We start from the raw sequence: 21301 nt of genomic DNA on the forward strand, positions 1-21301 counted from the left end.
CCGGACGGCTGTCGGTTAATCATTCGTACAGGCGTTCGATCGAACAGGTGTTCGGCTGGTCGCCGGTGCGGTGTCCGGAGGTCCTCGGCCGAAAACTGTCGGAGGCGCCCGGTAGACAGAGATCGACACCGCAGTTGGCACCAGAACACGAGGTCTGGAGGATCCGATGAGCACAGCGGCACTGGCGTCAGGAGCCCTGGCAGCAGACGTGACGACGCCCGCGACCGAGGTGACGCAGTCACCCGGCGAGACGCGGCGCCGTCGCCGGATCGCCGGCACCACCACGGAGCCACTGCCGGCCCGTGCCTGTTCGGGAGAGGTCCTGGGCCGTGAAGCCCAACTGCGAGGTGCGAGCGGGACCGGAGCGTCGCGGGGGAGGTCCTGGTCCACCGACATCGAGCCCTCTGTCCTGCAACTGACCCGCCGGGGCAAGGTGCTGCTGACCGTGGTGTCGGTGCTGGTCTTCGGAGCGGCCGTGGCCGTGCTCGGTCTCCGAGTGGCCGGTGTGCTCGACCCGACGCCGCGGTTCGACCACACCGTCCAGGTGGAGGTGGGGGCCGGTCAGACCCTCTGGTCCATCGCCCAGGAGACCAACCCGGCCGAGGACACCGCCCTCGTCGTCGAGCAGATCGCCGACCTCAACAACCTCCGCACCAGCTCCGATGTGATCCCCGGCCAAACCCTGCTGATCCCGGTGCGCTGACCTCAGTCGAGCAGGGAGGAGACCTGGACGACCTGGCCGGTTTCGAAGGACCGGTTGGCCGCCAGGCCGACGAGTAGCGAGCGGGCGCCGTCGTGGTGGTCCGCGCCTCGGCCGAGTGGGTCGTCGGCCGGGTCGCCGAAAAGCGATTCCATCAATCGCTCGTCGCCGCCGCCGTGGCCTTGGCCCAGTTCGCCGCGCAGCAGTGTCCGCGGCGGCTCCCAGAGCGGATGCAAGGTCAACAGCGCCTCGGTCTCGCCCGGCTTCGCGTCGCCGTGCTGCACCGCGGTCGCGTACTGCTGATCCTTCGGTGGCGTCGCGAAGGTGTTCTCCCTGACCAGGAGCTCCAACCGGCCGGCGCTTCCGTTGAAGGCGATCCGATAGCCTTCCCACGGTGAGTACGCCGTCAGGTGGTAGCTCAGCGAGGCGCCGGTGGAGTACCGAACCAGCACCGCCATGTCGTCCTCGATCGTGATTCCCGGGGAGAAGACGTTCTGGTCGCGGTGGTAGCCGTCCTCGTGCTCCGCCTCCAGATACAACTCGCGCAACTGTGCCGAGGCGGCCAGGTCGATCGCGAACGGGTCGTCCGCCGCGGCGGTGGCACCGGCGGCGCGGTCGTAATCGCGGGCCAGGCCTCGCTGCTTCCCGTTCTTCTCGCCGTAGAAGAACAACTTTCCGTCGGCGAAGACCGTCACCGGCTCGGCGTCGATCCACCAGTTCACCAGGTCGAAGTGGTGAGTCGCCTTGTGCACCATCAATCCGCCCGCGTTCGCCTTGTCGCGATGCCAGCGGCGGAAGTAGTCGGCCCCGTGCCGCACGTCGAGCAACCACTCGAAATGCACCGAACCGATCTCCCCGATCGCCCCCGACGCGAGCACCTCACGAACCTTCTCGTGCACCGGGTTGTAGCGATAGTTGAACGCCACCCGCATGCTGCCGGATGCTTTCTCCGCCGCCGCGAGGATTCGCCGGCAGCGCTCCGAATCCGTCGTCATCGGCTTTTCGGTGATCACCTCGAGCCCGGCTTCCAGCGCTGCCACGATGTAGTCGTCGTGGGTCCGGTCCATCGAGGTCACCACGACCGCGTCGACGCGCTGCTCGGTCAGCATCCGGCCGAAGTCGGCGGCGGCGTACTGCGGAACCGCCGGCGCCCCGAACCTCTCGGTCAGCCAGCGGTTGTGCACCGCCATCCGGGTCTGGTTCAGGTCGCAGAAGCCGACCAGTTCGGCGCGATCGGCGTACGGGCCGGCCAGCGCGTTCACGAAGGTCTGGGCCCGGGCCCCCAACCCGACCACGGCGTAGCGACGGCGTTCCTGGGCAGCTGCAGACAAGGCAGACTCCTGGTGAGATCGGCTCGGGAAGCGCTTGCCATGCAATCACGCCGCCTTGACCGGAACAACCCGGTGACCGGAACCGGTCGCTAACGCACCGTCTCCAGCCACAGGTCGGCGTACCGCCGGCCGTCCACGGCGGTCGCGACCTGTACGACGGGCGCTGCCGCGCCGTGCGGGTCGGTGGTCAGGTCGCCCGACCAGTCCCGGGTGTCGACGATGGTGCGTCCTCGGGACCAGCTGCCGGACAGCTCCACCCGGAGCGGGAAGGGCTGTGTGGTGAGCGCGTCCGGATCGATCACGGCGCAGAGCGCGCCGCCGTCACCGATACTCGCGCCATCCGACTTGTAGAGCTCGCTGCGTCGCTCGATCAGTCGCCGCGCCAGGTCCGCCGATGGTGAGCCGCTGAGTGTCTTTGCCTCGTCCAGCGAGATGACGACGTCGTAGAAGACGTCCAGGGCGTACATCGTGACCGGTACGCCGAGTTCGGACGCCGCGGCGAGTGTGATCGCCGCGGCCTCGGGGTCGGTCCAGATGTTGAACTCCGCGGAGGCGGTCGCGTTGCCGATCCCGGCCGCGCCGCCCATGAAGACGATCTCGCGAAGACCGGCCGCGGCCTCGGGATAGGTCCGCAGCAGCAGCGCGATGTTGGTCATCGGCGCGAGCGGGATCAGGGTCACCAGTTCGCCGGTCCGGGCGGCCTCGGAGAGCGCGTCACGAAGCAGCTCGACAGCGTGCCGGGCGTCCGCAGTACGGGTGGAGCGTGGCCAGCCGAGATCGCCCAGGCCGTCAGCGCCGTGGACATGCGCCGCGGTCCGGACCGGCTGCAGCAGGGGGAGCGCGGCGCCGCGGCCTACCGGGACGTCCGTGCGGCCGGCGGCCTCGAGCACTGTCAGCGTGTTGACGACGACCTGGTCGAGGCCGACGTTCCCGCCGACGCAGGTGACCGCCTTGAGGTCGAGCTCGGGGTGCCGGGCGGCCAGAAGCAGTGCGCAGGCGTCGTCCAGCCCGGTGTCGACATCGAGGATGACCGGTTTCATGCGCCCTATCCTCGCCTATCGGGGCAGCCACTGAAGGTTGGTGGTCAATTCATCACAGGCTCTGGCGTAGTTCTTGTGAGTTTCCTACGTTCGGGATCCATGAAGCTCACTCGACACCGCCCCCGCGCAGTGCTCGTAGCCCTCGCCACGATCACTGCCCTGCTGACCACTTCACCAGCCCAGGCCGAGCCGTCGGCCATGGCCGACGCCCCCACGGTGAACGAGACCTTCGACGGCCCCGGCCTGCCGGCCGGCTGGAAGGCGGTCGACGGCACCTGGAAGGTGCAGAACGGCCGCCTCGTCGGTACGTCGGCCACCGCGAGCCAGCTGAGCCGCATCACCTTCGGCGCCCCGCTGACCGACTACCGGATCGAAAGCCGTCTCCGCTTCGACTCCGCTCTCGATGCCGGCCGCTGGGTCGCCTTCGGCCTCGATCTCGCCCCGGCCGGCGCGGTGCCTTGGTCGATCGCGACCCTGCGCAACGGCTCGACGGCGGCCAACGGCCTCGAGTTCGCCCAACGGACCCCCTCGAACACCTGGAGCGTCACCGACACCGCGGCTGCCCCGATCGAGGTCGGAGTCGGCAAGGAGGTCGCGGTGGCCGTAGAAGTCCGCGGCTCGAGGGCAACCTGGTACGTCGATGGGCGGCAGTCGCTCCGCACCAGCATGGTGAACCGGACGGCCGGCGGCGTACAGGCGTTGGTCGTCAACGGCGCCACCGTGTCGTTCGACGACTTGAAGGTGACTCCGCTGGCGCGGGAGTCGTTCATCCGCAAGCCGGGTGACCCGCTTCGCGTGTGGGCGCATCGTGGCGGTTCGTCGGCCGCTCCGGAGAACACGGCGGCATCCGATGAAGTCGCCCGCCGGGCCCGGTCCGAGTGGATCGAGAACGACGTCCAGCCGACGAAGGACGGCGTACCGGTGATCCTGCACGACACCACCGTGGATCGAACCACCGATGGAACGGGCGCCGTCCGGTCGTTGACCGCTGCGCAGGTGGCCGCCCTGGACGCCGGTTCGTGGTTCGCGCCGGCCTTCGAGGGACAGCGGGTGCCGACGCTGGGCCAGCAGTTGGACGGTCTCCGGACCCGCGGTGGCAACCTGCTGCTGGAGGTCAAGGGAACGCACACCAGGGCTGAGGTCGCCCGGATCGTCACCGAGATCCGGAATCGGAAAATGAGCAGTCGCGTCTTCGTCCAGAGCTTCGAGCCGCAGCATCTCCGCTGGATGCGCGAGTTGGCGCCCGAACTGCCGCTCGGCCTGCTGCGCAGCGCCCTCGACCCCGACCCGGTCGCCATCGCCAAGGACCTCGACCTCTCGGCCTACAACCCGTCGGACGCAGCGCTGGCGGCCCGCCCGGCAGCGATCGCTGAGCTGCACGCGGCCGGAGTCGCCGTGAATGTATGGACGGTCGACGACGCGACCCGCTGGAACGCGCTGGAGAAGGCCGGGGTGGATGGTGTGATCACCAACCGCCCGGCGGAGCTCGCCGGTTGGAACGCCGCCTTCCTGCAGCGGGCGAAGCCGCAGGTGACCGTCGTCAACCCGGCCGCCGGAGCCAAGATCGACCGCGCCCAGGATCTGCGCATCGCGGTGTCCTCGACCGAGCCCGCGACCATCACCCTGGATGGGCAGCCGATCGAGAACGGCACGCCGGTGAACACGACCTCGCTCGCGGCGGGCCGGCATGAGATCAAGGTGCTGATCGGCGGCACACCGATGGCGGTGTCCGGCTTCGAGATCGTCGCGACACCGACCGGGCTCGCGCACCTGGTCCTGACCTCTGGCGCATCTCAGGCCGCGGTCTCGACCATGACGACACTGCTCGGCCGTCGCCAGTACGGCGTACTGGCCACCTATGCCGGGACGCCCGCGGCGGCGGGTTTGAGCGCAGTACGGCGCCAGCAGATCGTGGCGGAGGCGCGGCTCCTCGCAACGCGCTGATCGCGGCCGCCGGCCGGGCTCTGGGGTGATTCGCCTCGGGGTCCGGCCGGCTGCATTTTGCTCCTCCGGCGGGCTCCCGCAGCGGCGCCACGCGGGACTACACCCGGCCGCGCGAGTGTTGAAACATAGAGACGCGCGCGGGATCGGAGCGTTCTTGCAAAGTGTCGGACGACGGACGTAGCATCCCTAGATGTAGTAGTTACACCCCTGTAAGTCATCCACAGGTAGTGGTTGGTTACTCACAGGTCATCCACAAGTTGTCCCCAGCTGATCCACAGATTCATCCCCAGGCGGGGATGAACACCTACGGGAGGAGTGGTCCGCCATGCACTGTCCTTACTGCCGGCACGTGGACTCCCGGGTGGTCGACAGCCGGGTCGCCGAGGACGGTGGAGCGATCCGCCGCCGGCGGCAGTGCCCGGTCTGCGAGAAGCGGTTCACCACCGTCGAGCAGATGCAGTTGACGGTCGTGAAGCGCTCCGGCGCCACCGAGCCGTTCAGCCGGGAAAAAGTGATCAACGGAGTCGGCAAGGCCTGCAAGGGCCGGCCCGTCGGCGTGGACGCCCTGGCCCGGCTGGGCCAGCAGGTCGAGGACGCGCTGAAGGGCAGTGGCTCGCCGGAGGTGCCGGCCCACGAGGTCGGCCTGGCGATCCTCGGACCGCTGCGGGAACTCGACGAGGTGGCTTACCTGCGCTTCGCGAGCGTCTACCGGCAGTTCGAGTCGGCCGACGACTTCGAGACGGAGATCGCGCTGCTCCGGGCCGAGAAGGAGCCCGAGGGCACCGAGCCGTCCGTACAGACATAAATCGGGGATCAGCACGGCCAGCGGCACCCGCAGTACGCAGTACCAGAGCACCATCAACGGGGCGGTCCCGACAGACCGCGACATTGACAGGCGAGGAGCCAACATGACAGAGACGGTGACCGGCCATTCGGGGTCGACCAAGAGGTCGACGGCCGGGTTCCGCAAGGGCAAGAACGCGCCCGCGGGACTCACCATCGACCGCATCTTCACCACCGAGGGTGTTCATCCGTACGACGAGGTGACGTGGGAGCGCCGCGACGTCGTCCAGCAGAACTGGAAGACCGGCGAGACCGTCTTCGAGCAGCGCGGGGTGGAGTACCCCGACTACTGGAGCGTGAACGCCTCCACCATCGTCACCACGAAGTACTTCCGCGGCGCCGTCGGTCACGACAACCGCGAGTGGAGCCTCAAGCAGCTGCTCGACCGGGTCGTGAAGACCTACCGCAAGGCCGGTGAGGACTACGGCTACTTCGCCACCCCGGCCGACGCCGAGGTGTTCGAGCACGAGCTGACCTGGATGCTGCTGCACCAGTACTTCAGCTTCAACTCGCCGGTCTGGTTCAACGTCGGGACCACCTCCCCGCAGCAGGTGTCGGCCTGCTTCATCCTCGCCGTCGACGACTCGATGGACTCGATCCTGAACTGGTACAAGGAAGAGGGGTTGATCTTCAAGGGCGGCTCCGGCGCCGGCCTGAACCTGTCCCGGATCCGCTCCTCGAAGGAGCTGCTGCAGTCCTCCGGTGGCACCGCCTCGGGCCCGGTCAGCTTCATGCGGGGCGCCGACGCGTCCGCGGGCACCATCAAGTCCGGTGGCGCCACCCGCCGCGCGGCCAAGATGGTCGTGCTGGACGTCGACCACCCCGACATCGAGGAGTTCGTCGAGACCAAGATGCGCGAGGAGGACAAGATTCGCGTCCTCCGCGACGCCGGCTACGACATGGACCTCGGCGGCCGCGACATCACCTCGGTGCAGTACCAGAACGCGAACAACTCGGTCCGGGTGACCGACGAGTTCATGCGCGCGGTCGAGGAGAAGGGCGAGTTCGGCCTGCGGGCCCGGATCGACAACTCGATCATCGAGACCGTCGACGCCCGTGAGCTGTTCGACAAGATCAGCCACGCCGCGTGGGCGTGCGCCGACCCGGGCATCCAGTACGACGACACCATCAACGACTGGCACACCACCCCGGAGACGGGCCGGATCACCGCGTCCAACCCGTGCTCGGAGTACATGCACCTGGACAACTCGTCCTGCAACCTCGCGTCGCTGAACCTGATGAAGTTCCTCAAGGACGACGACACCTTCGACTCGGTGAACTTCGTCAAGGCCGTCGAGCTGATCATCACCGCGATGGACATCTCGATCTGCTTCGCCGACTTCCCGACCGAGGCGATCGGCGACACCACCCGCGCCTACCGGCAGCTGGGCATCGGCTACGCCAACCTCGGCGCGCTGCTGATGGCGACCGGGCACGCGTACGACTCCGACGGTGGTCGCGCACTGGCGGGCGCTATCACCTCCCTGATGACCGGTACGTCGTACAAGCGTTCCGCCGAGCTGGCCGGCATCGTCGGCCCGTACGACGGTTTCGAGCGCAACAAGGACGCGCACACCCGGGTGATGCGCAAGCACGCCGCGGCCAACGACGCGATCCGTACCGTGCACCCGATCGACGCCGACGTGCACAAGCACGCCACGGCGGCGTGGGACGGCGTCCTGAAGACCGGCGCCAAGAACGGCTGGCGCAACGCGCAGGCCTCGGTGCTCGCGCCGACCGGCACGATCGGCTTCATGATGGACTGCGACACGACCGGGATCGAGCCGGACTTCTCGCTGGTCAAGTTCAAGAAGCTGGTCGGCGGCGGCTCGATGCAGATCGTCAACCAGACGGTGCCGCGGGCCCTGCGTCAGTACGGCTACACCGAGGAGACGATCGAGGCGATCGTCGAGTTCATCTCCGAGAACGGTCACGTCGTCGACGCCCCCGGCCTGAAGACCGAGCACTACTCGATCTTCGACACCGCGATGGGTGAGCGCGCGATCAAGCCGATGGGTCACGTGCGGATGATGGCGGCGGCCCAGCCGTTCCTGTCCGGCGCGATCTCCAAGACGGTCAACCTGCCCGAGACCGCGACGGTCGAGGAGATCGCCGACGTCTACTTCCAGGGCTGGAAGCTCGGCCTGAAGGCGCTCGCCGTCTACCGCGACAACTGCAAGGTCGGCCAGCCGCTGTCGGACTCCAAGGCCAAGAAGGCCGAGGCGTCGACCGAGGCTGCCGTCGAGAAGGTCGTCGAGCAGATCATCGAGTACCGCCCGACCCGCAAGCGCCTGCCGAAGTCGCGCCCGTCGCGCACCACCTCCTTCAGCGTCGGTGGCGCCGAGGGCTACATGACGGCCGGCTCGTACCCCGACGACGGTCTGGGTGAGGTCTTCCTGAAGATGGGCAAGCAGGGCTCGACCCTGGCCGGTGTGATGGACGCCTTCTCGATCGCGATCTCGATCGCCCTGCAGCACGGTGTGCCGCTGGAGACCTACGTCCAGAAGTTCACCAACCTGAAGTTCGAGCCGGCCGGCCTGACCGACGACCCGGACGTCCGGATGGCGCAGTCGATCATGGACTACATCTTCCGCCGCCTGGCGCTGGACCACCTGTCCTTCGACGACCGCGCCGCCCTCGGCATCTACTCCGCCGAGGAGCGCTCCCGCCAACTCGACACCGGCTCCTACGAACCGGCCCCCGTCGAGCTCTCGGAAGCCGAGTCCCTGAAGTCGGTCGAACCGATCGCCGAAAAGATCGAGGTGGAGGACCCCTCCATCGACGCCGCCGCAGCCAAGCCGGCCTCCTCCGAGGTCCGCACCACCGCGGAAATGTTCGAACTGATCACCGGAACCTCAGTGGACGCCCCCCTGTGCTTCACCTGCGGCACAAAAATGCGCCCCTCCGGCTCCTGCTACGTCTGCGAAGGCTGCGGCAGCACCTCCGGCTGCAGCTGATTTCGGCGCTCTCTCTGGATTTTGAGCCAGGTTGAGCGGTGACAAACGAGAGCCGCAGGTTCCTGGATTCGTCTAGGAACCTGCGGCTCGTTCGCGTTGTCGAGTGGAGGGAGCGGGCACTATCGGTTCATGAGCACCCTGGAGCCGTTGCCGACCGTTCCCTACGGCGATGGTCGGACCATGACGCTGCCGAAAGACTGGAAGCCGGTCGAGGAATCCATGTTCGTGACAGCGCTCGCACAGACAGAGATGGCGTTCACCGGGGGAAACGACACGGTCGACCATGCGGTGCAGAACCTTCTCACCTACTACGACCCAGCAGGCAGGTACGCCGGGGCCACATTCCTCGATGTCGAGGGGTACGACGACTACGCCATCACCGCCGCCGACCTCTGGGCCGTGAGCACCCTCAGCATGGAAGTGCCGCCCGATGCTGGGCGAGCACTCATGACTCCTGGAGCATTGCGCACCATCGTCAACGGCAAGCTCCGCCACCTCCCACCGAACATCCCGCTGTCGGACGCCACCCCGCAACACCTCGGGCACATGTACGACCTCTACACGGCCATCAGGACGATGCTCCCGGCCCTCGGCAAGCGCCAAACAGACCAATGGGTGATGGCCTCCAAGATGTGCGCCCGTAAACGCCCGATGCTCTTCCCGGTCCGCGACGCCAAAGTCTGCAGCTACCTTTCCGACAACCACCTCCGGGGCAACAAACCCGGCCGGCTCGGGTCCTTCATTCGCGACATCCAAGTGTTCGCCTACCTCTCCACCCACGACACGGTCCGCCACTGGATCGACGACGCGCGCAACGAGGTCCTCTCACAACACCCAACCTGGGTCGTCGACTGGTCCGACCTCCGTGTCCACGACATCGTGCTCTGGATGGAAGCCACGGACCGCTAGAGATATCCGTACAGCGTTCGTGGTCGCCAGAGTCGTCCAGAGAACGAAGGAACACCATGAACCCCGAGGACAGAGATGCACTTGAACGCATCCGAGAGACCTGAACCGACCTGACGACTGGCAGGCGCGGCTCAACGCAGCAGCACCGCCGGCCGGACTCAGTGCCCGAAACGGTCCGAATCGGCGTGCTCGGACCCCGTGCCGTCCAGCGCGGCAAGGCCAGCCATCTCTTCCTCGGTCAGCTCGAAGTCGAAGACGGCGAGATTCTGCTCCAGCCGCTCGCGATTTGCCGACTTGGGAATCGGTACGACGCCCTGCTGCACCTCCCACCGCAGCACGATCTGCCCCGGAGTCTTGTCGTGCGCCTTGGCAGCCGCCGTGACCGCCGGTTGATCCAGCAGATCCGTGCCCTTGCCGAGCGGACTCCAGGCCTCCGTGACAATCCCGTGCTCGGCATGGAACTTGCGCTCAGCCGACTTCGCCCACACAGGGCTGAGCTGCACCTGGTTCACCTCTGGAGCGACGCCTGTCTCGTCGATCAACCGCTGCAGATGCGCCGGCTTGAAGTTCGACGTACCGATCGCTCGCACCAGGCCGGCCTCGCGGAGTTCAAGCAATCCGCGCCAAGCGTCGACGTACTGGTCCTGATCCGGGTTCGGCCAGTGGATCAACAGCAAGTCGAGGTACTCAAGCCCGAGCTTCTCCGCACTCGCCTCGAACGCGGTCCGCGCGCCCGCGACGCTGTGCCACTGCTTGTTGAACTTGGAGGTCACGAAGAGTTCCTCCCGCGGCACCCCGGACGCCTTCAACGCACGCCCGACACCGACCTCGTTGCGGTAGTTCTCCGCCGTGTCGATCAGCCGATACCCGACCTCGAGCGCCTGTACGACGGCCCGCTCGGCATCGTCGTCGTTCATCGGAGAAGTCCCGAGCCCGAGCCGCGGCAACGCCGCGCCATTGCTCAGGGTGACGGTTGGAACGCTGGTCATCGATCCTCCAAAAGAGCCGCTGACAATTCTCTCGCCACCGTATCCACGGCCCCAGCAAACCCTTTCCTCGCCCCGTACCGACCCCGTTCGGGCGGGCGAGACTGAGCGCCGAGACGCGGGCAGCGGATTGTCGGTGGGCTGGGTCATCATGGGGGTCGGCAGGACGGCTGCCCGAACACGGCTGGTGAGGGTGGGCGATGAAGAACCGATTGATCACGCTGGTCGACCTCGGCCTGGACAGTTCCTTCGACGCGTCGATGACGTTCGTCCAGGGCATCACGAGCAACATCAACGCGGGCTGGAACAGCCCGGTGATCGACGTGAACTTCGTCCGTACCCGCGACCACGAGACCGCCTTCTCCGCCCTCACCACTCCGTCGACCGTGCTGCACGTGATGGCTCACGGTGACCACAGCGACGAGCCCTCCTTCCTCTCCACCGACGGCCAGACCCAGGTCTCCCTGACCGCACTGGCCGACTGGTTCCTCGACCGCTCCTGGGGCATCGCCAGCGGCGTGGTGATCGCCGACGGCTGCAAAACCGGCATCGGCAAGTGGCAACGCGCCATCCGCGACTGCCTCCAGGACGACATCACCTACATCGGCACCAGCACAGTCATCGGCTGGTACGAAGCCACCGTCTTCTGCTCCGCCTTCTACGGCGCCCTCATCCGCAACCGAGGCCTCGGCAAAAGCCCCGCCGAACAAGGCTGGGACGCCGCCACCCGAGCCATCAGCGCCTACGAAACCCTCACCGACGCCCGCTGCCCGTACAAACCGGTCCTCCTGACCCCCAGCCGCCGAGCTCTCCGCTCCTTGGCCGGCTGACGACCACGTTCACCAGGTGACGAAACGCCTCAGACGATCGGTCGGCGACACGCTGGACCTGGCTACGGTGTGTGAGGCATGCCAGACTCTTCGTGGCTTTGATGTGGCGTAATCACCACGGGGGTGAGAGGCGAGCGGCCTTGGGAACACTCCAGTACTTGCGGCAGAGCAGAGGTCTTCGGCGATGACGCAAACCAAACGAGTACTGCTGGTTGCGGCTGCTGTGGTCGCTGGTTCATGGCTTTTGGCAGTGGTCTTCAACCTGCCTACCTGGATCGCGGCGCTGGTTGCGACGGTCGTGTTGATCGCATTGGCTGTGTTGTGGAAGCAGGAGAAGGCGGTTCCGATGGCGGCGCCCGCTCCGCCCGTCCCGAGACCGGCGGAGCGCGAACCGGTCTTCACGGCGCCGCCCACGCGAACCGTCGCCGGAGTGCGGCTGCCGTCGGCGTCGCCTGACTACCACTTCAGCTTTTCCGCGATCGTCCAGTGGTCGCCGGTGATGACGGGTCTGCGGCACGCGGATCTGGGCAGCGTCGCCGTCGACGCCTTGCTCAGCCGGGCCAAGGCCTTGGCTGCAGGACAGCAACCCTTCGAGGAGGCGCTCAATCAGCACCGCCTCGCGGCCTTGCTCGGTGAGCCAGATCTCGACGAGAAGGGGCAGGTTCGCACCTGGGCCACCGACGTACGGCTGAAGCTGCCGGACGCCGACTTCAAGCACCTCCAGAACATCACCGCGCTGCAACGCCGAGCACAGACGCTGTTGCTGGAACGCCAACTGGAACAGGACAAACGCGCCTATCTTCGCGACGACGTACTCGCCACGCCCGGCTCGGCGGTCGTGTGGTGGCTTGCCAACAACCCTGGCGAGGTTGCCCAGTGCGTAGATCTGCTCGGCACGCTCACCCGGCTGTCCGCGGCAGCCAACGACATCTCGCTGGAAGCGCTGGAACGCCGTTGGGACACCGACCTCGGAACACTGGCGCTCGTAGTACCGGAGCTGTCCGGCAATGATCAGCATCCGGATGAGCAGTCGCAAGATCATGGGGAAAACCCTTCTGGACAAGGCTGATCGACGTAGTCGGTAGAGCCGGCGTCGGTGCAGGGGAGACGCCGGCCCTACCGGGCTTCTCAGTCGTCCATCCATCGGATCGTGGTGGCGCCGTTGTGGCCGTGGATGGTGAGCAGGGCGTCGATACCGTCCTGCCAGACAGTGGTGGTGGGGTAGCGGCCTCCCCAGTGCAGAGTGACGGTGCCGTCCGTCCACTCGACGCCCTCGGCAACGATGCCGGTGCCACTGATGCCGGAGACGTCGTGATGGCGGATGAGGTGGAAGCGGCGTGGGCCGGCCGCCGCGGCGACCTTCAGGTGTCTTCGCGGGGGCCGCAGCATCGTCGCGGGTCTGCCGGGGGTCTCTTCCATGACGACAGTCAACGCTCGTTCGGTGCGTTCGACCATGAACTGGAGCTGTATCCACAGGTCACCGGCCATGCACCCCATGAGGTCACTCGATCGACGTAATCTGATTGCACAGAGTGATCGAGCAAGCTGGGAGGAGCGGGCCGATGACAGTCATCGACCAGTGGACGGGCCGACACGCACGCGCCCTGCAAGCGGCGATGCGGTTGACCAGTGAGGCATTCGCCGAGCACCTCGGCATCTCACCTCGTACGGTGGCCAAGTGGCGCAAGCGCCCGGACATGGTCCCCAGCGCCCAACTCCAGGAGGCGCTCGACACCTCCCTGCATCGCGCGTCGCCGGAAGCTCAAAGCCGGTTCAACGCCAGTCTCGGCGCACCACAGCTCGACCACTTGGCGCTGGATGATTCGATGGTCGACCAACTGCAGGCCGCGTTGGGAGAGTTGTCCCGGATCGTGACGGCGCTCGAAACGGCTGGCATCCAGACAGGACGTGGAAGGGACGGGTAGATGAGGCGACGTCCGGTGAACTCGTCGAGTGTGAGGTCGGTGGGCTACCACCTGGCCTCCAGGACACTTGAACTGGAGTACGTGAACGGCAGCGTCTACCAGTACTACGAGGTGCCGCAGCCGACGTACGCCGGTCTGCTGGCCGCGCCCAGTATCGGCAACTTCGTCAACACCCGGATCAAGCCGTACTTCGACGTCGCCGAGGTCTGAGTGGCGCCAGGGGTTTTCGCTGTCTCACCGGCGGGCACAAGTGGGTGGATCCACGGGGGTACTTGCCAGGAGGTGGACATGCGCACTCGTAGAGCCTCTACGACCGGTTCTCGCGTCATCACGATCATCGTGGTGGTGTGGTTGTTGATAGGCCTCGCCGCGGCCGGACAACGGAGTTACTTCAAGAACGACAACGCCAGCTGCGCGAAGGTCGGCACGATCGTCGTCACGATCCTCGCCGGCCCACTGAACTACATCGGTGCGAATCCGAAGATCGACTGTGAGGCACCGCAACCGTCTCGCTGACAGGTCGCACGGCTGCGGACGCTCCGGTGTCCGCAGCCGTGCTGTCTGCGCCCGGCCGTCGCTAGGCTCCGAGCCAACCGACTCAGGAGGCGACGGCCTTGGTGGACGTATTACGGGACGAGATCGAGAAGGATCTCCAACAGCTCCAAGTTCCGGGAGCCAGTTGGGCGGTCATCGACGACGGCGAGATCGTCCAGCGGGGGAGCGCCGGCGTCATCGAGGCCGGTCGTCCCGATGCCGTCACCGAGGACACGCTGTTCCAGGCCTGCTCGATCAGCAAACCGGTCGCCGTCTTCGCGATGCTGCGGCTGGTCGATCGTGGACTCCTCGACCCCGACGAGGACGTCAATCGGCGACTGACGTCCTGGCGGATTCCGCCGTCCGGTGAATGGCAGCCGATCGTCACCTTGCGGCAGCTCGCGAGTCACAGCGCCGGCCTCTCGGTGCCAGGATTTCCGGGTTATCAGCGAGGCGCAGAACTGCCGTCGGTGGTACAGATCCTGGACGGCGTACGCCCGGCGAACACCTTCGGCGTGCACGCGGACCTCGTCCCTGGCACCTGGTTCCGGTACTCCGGCGGCGGAACCGTCGTCCTTCAGCAACTGCTCGAAGACGTGACCGGTACGCCGTTCCGATCGCTTCTGCGGGAACTGGTCCTGGAGCCGCTGGGAATGATGGCCAGCGACTATGCCCAGCCGCTGCCAGAGGAACTCCAAGCCCGGGCCGCAACGGCACACGACGAGTTCGGCCGCCCAGAGACCGGCCGATGGCACTCGTATCCCGAGTTGGCCGCCGCGGGTTTGTGGACGACGCCAACGGACCTTGCCGCCTTCGCCCACGGGGTACGCGACGCGTACTTGGGGAGGCAGGAAGCCCTGATCTCACCAGAACGGGCGCGGGAGATGCTCACGCCCCAAATCAACATCGCTGATCCATGGGATCCGATGGATGCGATGGGACTCGGAACGTTCCTTGCCGATGGAGGGCGGCGGTTCGGTCACGGCGGGTCGAACAAAGGCTTCAAGTGCTACCTGGTCGCGTACAGGGATACGGGGCAAGGAGCGGCCGTCATGACCAATGGAGACAACGGCGGCCTCCTCGCTGACAGGGCGATCGCTCGGATCGCAGCAGCGCGCGGGTGGGAGGGCTACCCGTACGAGGTGACTGAGCGAAGTGAGGTCAGCAGCGACGAAGTACTTCGGACCGCTGCGGGGAAGTACCGGTTGAGTGGAGACCTGGTTATGGAGGTGACTGCGTCGGATGGGGCGCTGGACGTCATCTTCGGACAGCAGGCGGTGCTGAGATTCGCCGCACGGGGTGACGGGAGATTCGCTGCACGCTGGGTGGCTGCGGAGTTGCGGTTGGTTGGCAGCGGCGAGTTGACCTTCGTCCAGGACGGCGAGGAGCTCGAGTGCGTGCGACTGAGCTGAGCGGTCGGGAATAGGTCTGCGGGGGTGTGGGTTACATCTGATGTCGTCCAGTGCAAGACCCCCGGGCCTCACACTTCGCCGCTACGAGCGGCCACTCGCCGAGAGGCGTCTGCTGGACGATGCGGTACCTGAAGGTGGGAGGCCGGTACGCCGGTCTCTCACCCTCGCCGCCGCTCCGGCTTGAACGGGTGCGGCATGATGGAAGTGCGGTTCGGGCAGGCGCTCTGCAAGGGTTCGGACAAGCTCTCAACCTCGATTTGCATCTTCACCCCGAATCTCAGTAATGTTCTTCTTGTTGGAGCGAGTGCGGGACGCGAAAGCGGCCGGTCGCTCTGAACTCCCTGGAAGGCCTAGCAACTGAAGCACGCCCCTGGCGGGTCTTCGGTTACTGAGTCACGGGGTGACTGGATCGAAAAGGGCCGATTTGACTGGCCTGGAGCGAAACAGTAATGTTTGGCGGGTTGCCCCGGAGCTTGAATCGCAAGGTTCACAGCGCGGTGTGCGTCCGATTCTTGAGAACTCAACAGCGTGCCGAAAGTCAATGCCGAAATTTGTTTTATCCCGTTTCACGGCATTGGGCGATCTTTTTCATCAAGGGCCTATCTGGTTTCTTGGTGGGGGTTGTTCTTTGTTTGTGTTCGGATTCCTTTGAGAAATTATGATTCAAGTCAGTTTGATTGTTTCTGAGATATCAAAGGGTCACTCAAAGTAGTCTGTTCCTCGCCTCTTTGGGGGCGGGTTACATATAGATTTCAACGGAGAGTTTGATCCTGGCTCAGGACGAACGCTGGCGGCGTGCTTAACACATGCAAGTCGAGCGGTAAGGCCCCTTCGGGGGTACACGAGCGGCGAACGGGTGAGTAACACGTGAGCAACCTACCCTTCACTTCGGGATAAGCCTCGGAAACGGGGTCTAATACCGGATATCACTTCGGGCTTCATGGCTCGGGGTTGAAAGTTCTGGCGGTGGGGGATGGGCTCGCGGCCTATCAGCTTGTTGGTGGGGTAATGGCCTACCAAGGCGTCGACGGGTAGCCGGCCTGAGAGGGCGACCGGCCACACTGGGACTGAGACACGGCCCAGACTCCTACGGGAGGCAGCAGTGGGGAATATTGCGCAATGGACGAAAGTCTGACGCAGCAACGCCGCGTGAGGGATGACGGCCTTCGGGTTGTAAACCTCTTTCAGCAGGGACGAAGCGAGAGTGACGGTACCTGCAGAAGAAGGACCGGCCAACTACGTGCCAGCAGCCGCGGTAATACGTAGGGTCCGAGCGTTGTCCGGAATTATTGGGCGTAAAGGGCTCGTAGGCGGTTCGTCACGTCGGGAGTGAAAACTCGGAGCTCAACTCCGAGCCTGCTTCCGATACGGGCAGACTAGAGGTAGGCAGGGGAGAGCGGAACTCCTGGTGTAGCGGTGGAATGCGCAGATATCAGGAAGAACACCGGTGGCGAAGGCGGCTCTCTGGGCCTTACCTGACGCTGAGGAGCGAAAGCGTGGGTAGCGAACAGGATTAGATACCCTGGTAGTCCACGCCGTAAACGTTGGGCGCTAGGTGTGGGGGACATTCCACGTCCTCCGTGCCGCAGCTAACGCATTAAGCGCCCCGCCTGGGGAGTACGGCCGCAAGGCTAAAACTCAAAGGAATTGACGGGGGCCCGCACAAGCGGCGGAGCATGCGGATTAATTCGATGCAACGCGAAGAACCTTACCTGGGTTTGACATATAGGGAAATCCTCCAGAGATGGGGGGTCCGTAAGGGTCCTATACAGGTGGTGCATGGCTGTCGTCAGCTCGTGTCGTGAGATGTTGGGTTAAGTCCCGCAACGAGCGCAACCCTCGTCCTATGTTGCCAGCACGTTATGGTGGGGACTCATAGGAGACTGCCGGGGTCAACTCGGAGGAAGGTGGGGATGACGTCAAGTCATCATGCCCCTTATGTCCAGGGCTTCACGCATGCTACAATGGCCGGTACAAAGGGCTGCGAAACTGCAAAGTGGAGCGAATCCCAAAAAGCCGGTCTCAGTTCGGATTGGGGTCTGCAACTCGACCCCATGAAGTCGGAGTCGCTAGTAATCGCAGATCAGCAACGCTGCGGTGAATACGTTCCCGGGCCTTGTACACACCGCCCGTCACGTCATGAAAGTCGGCAACACCCGAAGCCGGTGGCCTAACCCTTGTGGAGGGAGCCGTCGAAGGTGGGGCTGGCGATTAGGACGAAGTCGTAACAAGGTAGCCGTACCGGAAGGTGCGGCTGGATCACCTCCTTTCTAAGGAGCATTGACAGCCATGGCTCGTAAGAGTGTGGTTGTCTACTCGTCGTTTCCTGGACATCCGTTCCAGGGCGATGATGCTTCGGAATGTGGAACATTGACCATTAGGCCAGGAACTCGTCTGAGTGTCTTAGTACTGCGATCTTCTCTTCGGGGAAGTGAGCGTGGAACAGAGGCAAGGATTGGGTGAGTGGCCGAGGCGCGCTGTTGGGTCCTGAAGAATCGGGCCATGGGAACCTTCGGGTTTTCTTGGACTGGTTTTTCTGGGTCACTACTACTACCTGTATCTTTGCGGATCTGGGTGTAGCTGTGTGGCTGGGGCCGGCTCTCACCAAACTCCTGGTGGTGATGCTTGTAGGGGTGGGTTTTCCCTTTGCGAGGATTGTCCGAGGGTAGTGGTGATGTAGGGCTGGTTTTCCTGCCCGTATTTTGAGAACTGTATAGTGGACGCGAGCATCTTCAGTAGTTGTTTTTGTTGTTTTTTTGACAAGCTACTAAGGGCAATCGGTGGATGTCTAGGCACCAAGAGCCGATGAAGGACGTAGGAGCCTGCGATAAGCCCCGGGGAGTTGGCAACCAAGCTGTGATCCGGGGGTGTCCGAATGGGGAAACCCAGCTGGCACTCTAAAGCCAGTTACCAGTGCCTGAACACATAGGGTTCTGGAGGGAACGCGGGGAAGTGAAACATCTCAGTACCCGCAGGAAGAGAAAACAATAGTGATTCCGTGAGTAGTGGCGAGCGAAAGCGGATGAGGCTAAACCATGTGCGTGTGATAGCCGGCGTGCGTTGCGTACATGGGGTTGTGGGAGCATTCAGGCCTTAATGCCGTGGGGTCAGGGAGTTATAAATCACTGTTGAAGTCGAATTTTCTGGAAAGTTGAGCCGTAGTGGGTAACAGCCCCGTAGGCGTAAGACAGTGACTTCCGAGTGTTTTCCCAAGTAGCACGGGACTCTTGAAATCCCGTGTGAATCTGGCGGGACCACCCGCTAAGCCTAAATACTTCTTGGTGACCGATAGCGGACTAGTACCGTGAGGGAAAGATGAAAAGTACCCCGGGAGGGGAGTGAAATAGTACCTGAAACCGATTGCCTACAATCCGTCGGAGCATTCACCTTGTGTGGGTGTGACGGCGTGCCTTTTGAAGAATGAGCCTGCGAGTTAGTGGTATGTGGCGAGGTTAACCCGTGAGGGGTATCCGTAGCGAAAGCGAGTCTGAATAGGGCGCTTTAGTCGCATGCTCTAGACCCGAAGCGGAGTGATCTATCCATGGGCAGGTTGAAGCGCGGGTAAGACCGCGTGGAGGACCGAACCCACCAGGGTTGAAAACCTGGGGGATGACCTGTGGATAGGGGTGAAAGGCCAATCAAACTCCGTGATAGCTGGTTCTCCCCGAAATGCATATAGGTGCAGCGTCGCGTGTTTCTTACCGGAGGTAGAGCACTGGATGGTCTAGGGGGCTTACCGGCTTACCGAAATCAGCCAAACTCCGAATGCCGGTAAGTGAGAGCGCGGCAGTGAGACGGCGGGGGATAAGCTCCGTCGTCGAGAGGGAAACAGCCCAGATCACCAGCTAAGGTCCCTAAGCGATTGCTAAGTGGAAAAGGATGTGGAGTTGCCCAGACAACCAGGAGGTTGGCTTAGAAGCAGCCACCCTTGAAAGAGTGCGTAATAGCTCACTGGTCAAGTGATTCCGCGCCGACAATGTAGCGGGGCTCAAGCAATCCACCGAAGCTGTGGCATTCACATTTGTACTCGGCACCGACTTGATTGGTGTCCAGGTGTGTGGATGGGTAGGGGAGCGTCGTGCAGCGTGTGAAGCAGCAGAGTGATCTAGTTGTGGATGCTGCACGAGTGAGAATGCAGGCATGAGTAGCGAATGACGGGTGAGAAACCCGTCCGCCGAATGATCAAGGGTTCCAGGGTCAAGCTAATCTGCCCTGGGTAAGTCGGGACCTAAGGCGAGGCCGACAGGCGTAGTCGATGGACAACGGGTTGATATTCCCGTACCGGCATTAACACGACCCGACCGAACCTGGTGATGCTAAGACCACAAAGCCATGAGACCTTCGGGTTGATTGGTGGAGTCGTTGACCCGAACTGGTATTAGGTGCACTAAGGAGTGACGCAGGAGGGCAGTCCAACCGCGGCGATGGTAGGCGCAAGCTGATCCGCGGGCAAGGTGGTAGGGCGAGGCATAGGCAAATCCGTGTCTCATATAGCCTGAGAACCGAGGCGGACCCGTTGAGGGGAAGTGGATGATCCCATGCTGCCGAGAAAAACTTCGTAGTGAGTGTTAGAGCCGCCCGTACCCCAAACCGACACAGGTGATCAGGTAGAGAATACCAAGGCGATCGAGTGAACCATGGTTAAGGAACTCGGCAAAATGCCCCCGTAACTTCGGGAGAAGGGGGGCCGGATGCGTGACGAGACTTGCTCTCGGAAGCGTTGATGGCCGCAGAGACCAGGCCCAAGCGACTGTTTACTAAAAACACAGGTCCGTGCGAAGAAGTAATTCGATGTATACGGACTGACGCCTGCCCGGTGCTGGAACGTTAAGGGGACAGGTTAGCTGGTTTAGGCCGGCGAAGCTTTGAACTTAAGCGCCAGTAAACGGCGGTGGTAACTATAACCATCCTAAGGTAGCGAAATTCCTTGTCGGGTAAGTTCCGACCTGCACGAATGGCGTAACGACTTGGGCGCTGTCTCAACCATGGACTCGGCGAAATTGCATTACGAGTAAAGATGCTCGTTACGCGCAGCAGGACGGAAAGACCCCGGGACCTTTACTACAACTTGGTATTGGTGGTCGGTACAACTTGTGTAGGATAGGTGGGAGACTGTGAAACTCGGACGCCAGTTCGGGTGGAGTCATCGTTGAAATACCACTCTGGTTGTTCTGGCTGTCTAACTTCGGTCCATTATCTGGATCAGGGACAGTGCCTGGTGGGTAGTTTGACTGGGGCGGTCGCCTCCTAAAAGGTAACGGAGGCGCTCAAAGGTTCCCTCAGCCTGGTTGGCAATCAGGTGTCGAGTGTAAGTGCACAAGGGAGCTTGACTGTGAGACAGACATGTCGAGCAGGGACGAAAGTCGGAACTAGTGATCCGGCGGTGGCATGTGGGAGCACCGTCGCTCAACGGATAAAAGGTACCCCGGGGATAACAGGCTGATCTTCCCCAAGAGTCCATATCGACGGGATGGTTTGGCACCTCGATGTCGGCTCGTCGCATCCTGGGGCTGGAGTAGGTCCCAAGGGTTGGGCTGTTCGCCCATTAAAGCGGCACGCGAGCTGGGTTTAGAACGTCGTGAGACAGTTCGGTCCCTATCCGCTGCGCGCGCAGGAGACTTGAGAAGAGCTGCCCCTAGTACGAGAGGACCGGGGTGGACGAACCTCTGGTGTGCCAGTTGTTCCGCCAGGAGCACGGCTGGTTGGCTACGTTCGGAAGTGATAACCGCTGAAAGCATCTAAGCGGGAAGCACGCTTCAAGATGAGGTCTCCCACCGAGTTAATCGGGTAAGGCCCCCAGTAGACCACTGGGTTGATAGGCCAGAGGTGGAAGCACCGTAAGGTGTGGAGCTGACTGGTACTAATAGGCCGAGGGCTTGTCTCAAACACC

Annotated in this window: 15 protein-coding genes and 2 rRNA genes; 13 read left to right on the forward strand and 4 right to left on the reverse strand. The window is 63.8% G+C overall.

The window, feature by feature from the left end; translation table 11 throughout:
- Positions 1-166: 166 nt before the first annotated feature.
- Positions 167-703 (forward strand): LysM peptidoglycan-binding domain-containing protein, encoded by a 537-nt coding sequence (locus OX958_RS13360; protein ID WP_270137642.1) that lies wholly within the window; start codon positions 167-169, stop codon positions 701-703.
- A gap of 2 nt (positions 704-705) precedes the next feature.
- On the opposite strand, the gene OX958_RS13365 is transcribed toward OX958_RS13360, so the two are convergent.
- Together OX958_RS13365 and OX958_RS13370 are read right to left on the reverse strand one after the other, a co-directional pair.
- Positions 706-2031 carry a Gfo/Idh/MocA family protein gene (locus OX958_RS13365; protein ID WP_270137643.1) on the reverse strand — a complete coding sequence of 442 codons (1326 nt, stop codon included), beginning with the start codon at positions 2029-2031 and terminating at the stop codon, positions 706-708.
- Positions 2032-2120: 89 nt separating this feature from the next.
- On the reverse strand, positions 2121-3071 hold the full coding sequence (locus tag OX958_RS13370) for a nucleoside hydrolase (protein WP_270137644.1): 951 nt from the start codon (positions 3069-3071) through the stop codon (positions 2121-2123).
- A gap of 99 nt (positions 3072-3170) precedes the next feature.
- Between OX958_RS13370 and OX958_RS13375 the strand changes: the two genes are divergently transcribed.
- From OX958_RS13375 to OX958_RS13390, 4 genes are all read left to right on the forward strand, one after another.
- Complete coding sequence (locus OX958_RS13375; protein ID WP_270137645.1) at positions 3171-5015, forward strand: glycerophosphodiester phosphodiesterase; 1845 nt, start codon at positions 3171-3173, stop codon at positions 5013-5015.
- 325 nt (positions 5016-5340) lie between these two features.
- Positions 5341-5820 (forward strand): transcriptional regulator NrdR, encoded by a 480-nt coding sequence (gene nrdR / locus OX958_RS13380; RefSeq protein WP_026163430.1) that lies wholly within the window; start codon positions 5341-5343, stop codon positions 5818-5820.
- A gap of 103 nt (positions 5821-5923) precedes the next feature.
- Positions 5924-8815 carry a vitamin B12-dependent ribonucleotide reductase gene (locus tag OX958_RS13385; RefSeq protein WP_270137646.1) on the forward strand — a complete coding sequence of 964 codons (2892 nt, stop codon included), beginning with the start codon at positions 5924-5926 and terminating at the stop codon, positions 8813-8815.
- 129 nt (positions 8816-8944) lie between these two features.
- Positions 8945-9724 carry a DUF6308 family protein gene (locus OX958_RS13390; RefSeq protein ID WP_270137647.1) on the forward strand — a complete coding sequence of 260 codons (780 nt, stop codon included), beginning with the start codon at positions 8945-8947 and terminating at the stop codon, positions 9722-9724.
- 158 nt (positions 9725-9882) lie between these two features.
- Here the strand turns inward: OX958_RS13390 and OX958_RS13395 are convergent, their stop codons facing one another.
- Positions 9883-10713 carry an aldo/keto reductase gene (locus OX958_RS13395; protein WP_270137648.1) on the reverse strand — a complete coding sequence of 277 codons (831 nt, stop codon included), beginning with the start codon at positions 10711-10713 and terminating at the stop codon, positions 9883-9885.
- 197 nt (positions 10714-10910) lie between these two features.
- Between OX958_RS13395 and OX958_RS13400 the strand changes: the two genes are divergently transcribed.
- Positions 10911-11540, forward strand: a complete 630-nt coding sequence (locus OX958_RS13400) for a hypothetical protein (protein WP_270137649.1) — start codon at positions 10911-10913, stop codon at positions 11538-11540.
- A gap of 184 nt (positions 11541-11724) precedes the next feature.
- Positions 11725-12609, forward strand: coding sequence for a hypothetical protein (locus OX958_RS13405; protein WP_270137650.1), 885 nt, complete (start codon positions 11725-11727; stop codon positions 12607-12609).
- A gap of 59 nt (positions 12610-12668) precedes the next feature.
- On the opposite strand, the gene OX958_RS13410 is transcribed toward OX958_RS13405, so the two are convergent.
- Entirely contained in the window at positions 12669-12959 is a 291-nt protein-coding gene (locus tag OX958_RS13410) for a hypothetical protein (RefSeq protein ID WP_270137651.1), read from the reverse strand.
- Positions 12960-13102: 143 nt separating this feature from the next.
- Between OX958_RS13410 and OX958_RS13415 the strand changes: the two genes are divergently transcribed.
- The 6 genes from OX958_RS13415 to OX958_RS13440 all read left to right on the forward strand — a co-directional run bounded on the left by OX958_RS13415 (position 13103) and on the right by OX958_RS13440 (position 21295).
- On the forward strand, positions 13103-13465 hold the full coding sequence (locus tag OX958_RS13415; RefSeq protein WP_270137652.1) for a helix-turn-helix domain-containing protein: 363 nt from the start codon (positions 13103-13105) through the stop codon (positions 13463-13465).
- Complete coding sequence (locus OX958_RS13420; RefSeq protein WP_270137653.1) at positions 13466-13675, forward strand: KTSC domain-containing protein; 210 nt, start codon at positions 13466-13468, stop codon at positions 13673-13675. It begins immediately after the preceding gene.
- A 78-nt stretch (positions 13676-13753) separates the two neighbouring features.
- Positions 13754-13981, forward strand: a complete 228-nt coding sequence (locus tag OX958_RS13425; protein ID WP_270137654.1) for a hypothetical protein — start codon at positions 13754-13756, stop codon at positions 13979-13981.
- Between the two features lie 101 nt (positions 13982-14082).
- Positions 14083-15411 (forward strand): serine hydrolase domain-containing protein, encoded by a 1329-nt coding sequence (locus tag OX958_RS13430; protein WP_270139057.1) that lies wholly within the window; start codon positions 14083-14085, stop codon positions 15409-15411.
- Positions 15412-16163: 752 nt separating this feature from the next.
- Positions 16164-17681 (forward strand): 16S ribosomal RNA (locus OX958_RS13435).
- Positions 17682-18168: 487 nt separating this feature from the next.
- A 23S ribosomal RNA gene (locus OX958_RS13440) occupies positions 18169-21295 on the forward strand.
- The 16S and 23S rRNA genes sit together here, the layout of an rRNA operon.
- Positions 21296-21301 lie beyond the last annotated feature (6 nt).

Origin of the sequence: Kribbella sp. CA-293567, from assembly GCF_027627575.1 — a bacterium.
Lineage (GTDB): Bacteria > Actinomycetota > Actinomycetes > Propionibacteriales > Kribbellaceae > Kribbella.

Coding starts and splice junctions, on each gene's coding strand:
- nrdR (WP_026163430.1), top strand. CDS start 5,341: ATGCACTGTCCTTACTGCCGGCACGTGGACTCCCGGGTGGTCGACAGC.
- OX958_RS13360 (WP_270137642.1), top strand. CDS start 167: ATGAGCACAGCGGCACTGGCGTCAGGAGCCCTGGCAGCAGACGTGACG.
- OX958_RS13385 (WP_270137646.1), top strand. CDS start 5,924: ATGACAGAGACGGTGACCGGCCATTCGGGGTCGACCAAGAGGTCGACG.
- OX958_RS13395 (WP_270137648.1), bottom strand. CDS start 10,713: ATGACCAGCGTTCCAACCGTCACCCTGAGCAATGGCGCGGCGTTGCCG.
- OX958_RS13370 (WP_270137644.1), bottom strand. CDS start 3,071: ATGAAACCGGTCATCCTCGATGTCGACACCGGGCTGGACGACGCCTGC.
- OX958_RS13405 (WP_270137650.1), top strand. CDS start 11,725: ATGACGCAAACCAAACGAGTACTGCTGGTTGCGGCTGCTGTGGTCGCT.
- OX958_RS13420 (WP_270137653.1), top strand. CDS start 13,466: ATGAGGCGACGTCCGGTGAACTCGTCGAGTGTGAGGTCGGTGGGCTAC.
- OX958_RS13390 (WP_270137647.1), top strand. CDS start 8,945: ATGAGCACCCTGGAGCCGTTGCCGACCGTTCCCTACGGCGATGGTCGG.
- OX958_RS13410 (WP_270137651.1), bottom strand. CDS start 12,959: ATGGAAGAGACCCCCGGCAGACCCGCGACGATGCTGCGGCCCCCGCGA.
- OX958_RS13375 (WP_270137645.1), top strand. CDS start 3,171: ATGAAGCTCACTCGACACCGCCCCCGCGCAGTGCTCGTAGCCCTCGCC.
- OX958_RS13425 (WP_270137654.1), top strand. CDS start 13,754: ATGCGCACTCGTAGAGCCTCTACGACCGGTTCTCGCGTCATCACGATC.
- OX958_RS13415 (WP_270137652.1), top strand. CDS start 13,103: ATGACAGTCATCGACCAGTGGACGGGCCGACACGCACGCGCCCTGCAA.
- OX958_RS13400 (WP_270137649.1), top strand. CDS start 10,911: ATGAAGAACCGATTGATCACGCTGGTCGACCTCGGCCTGGACAGTTCC.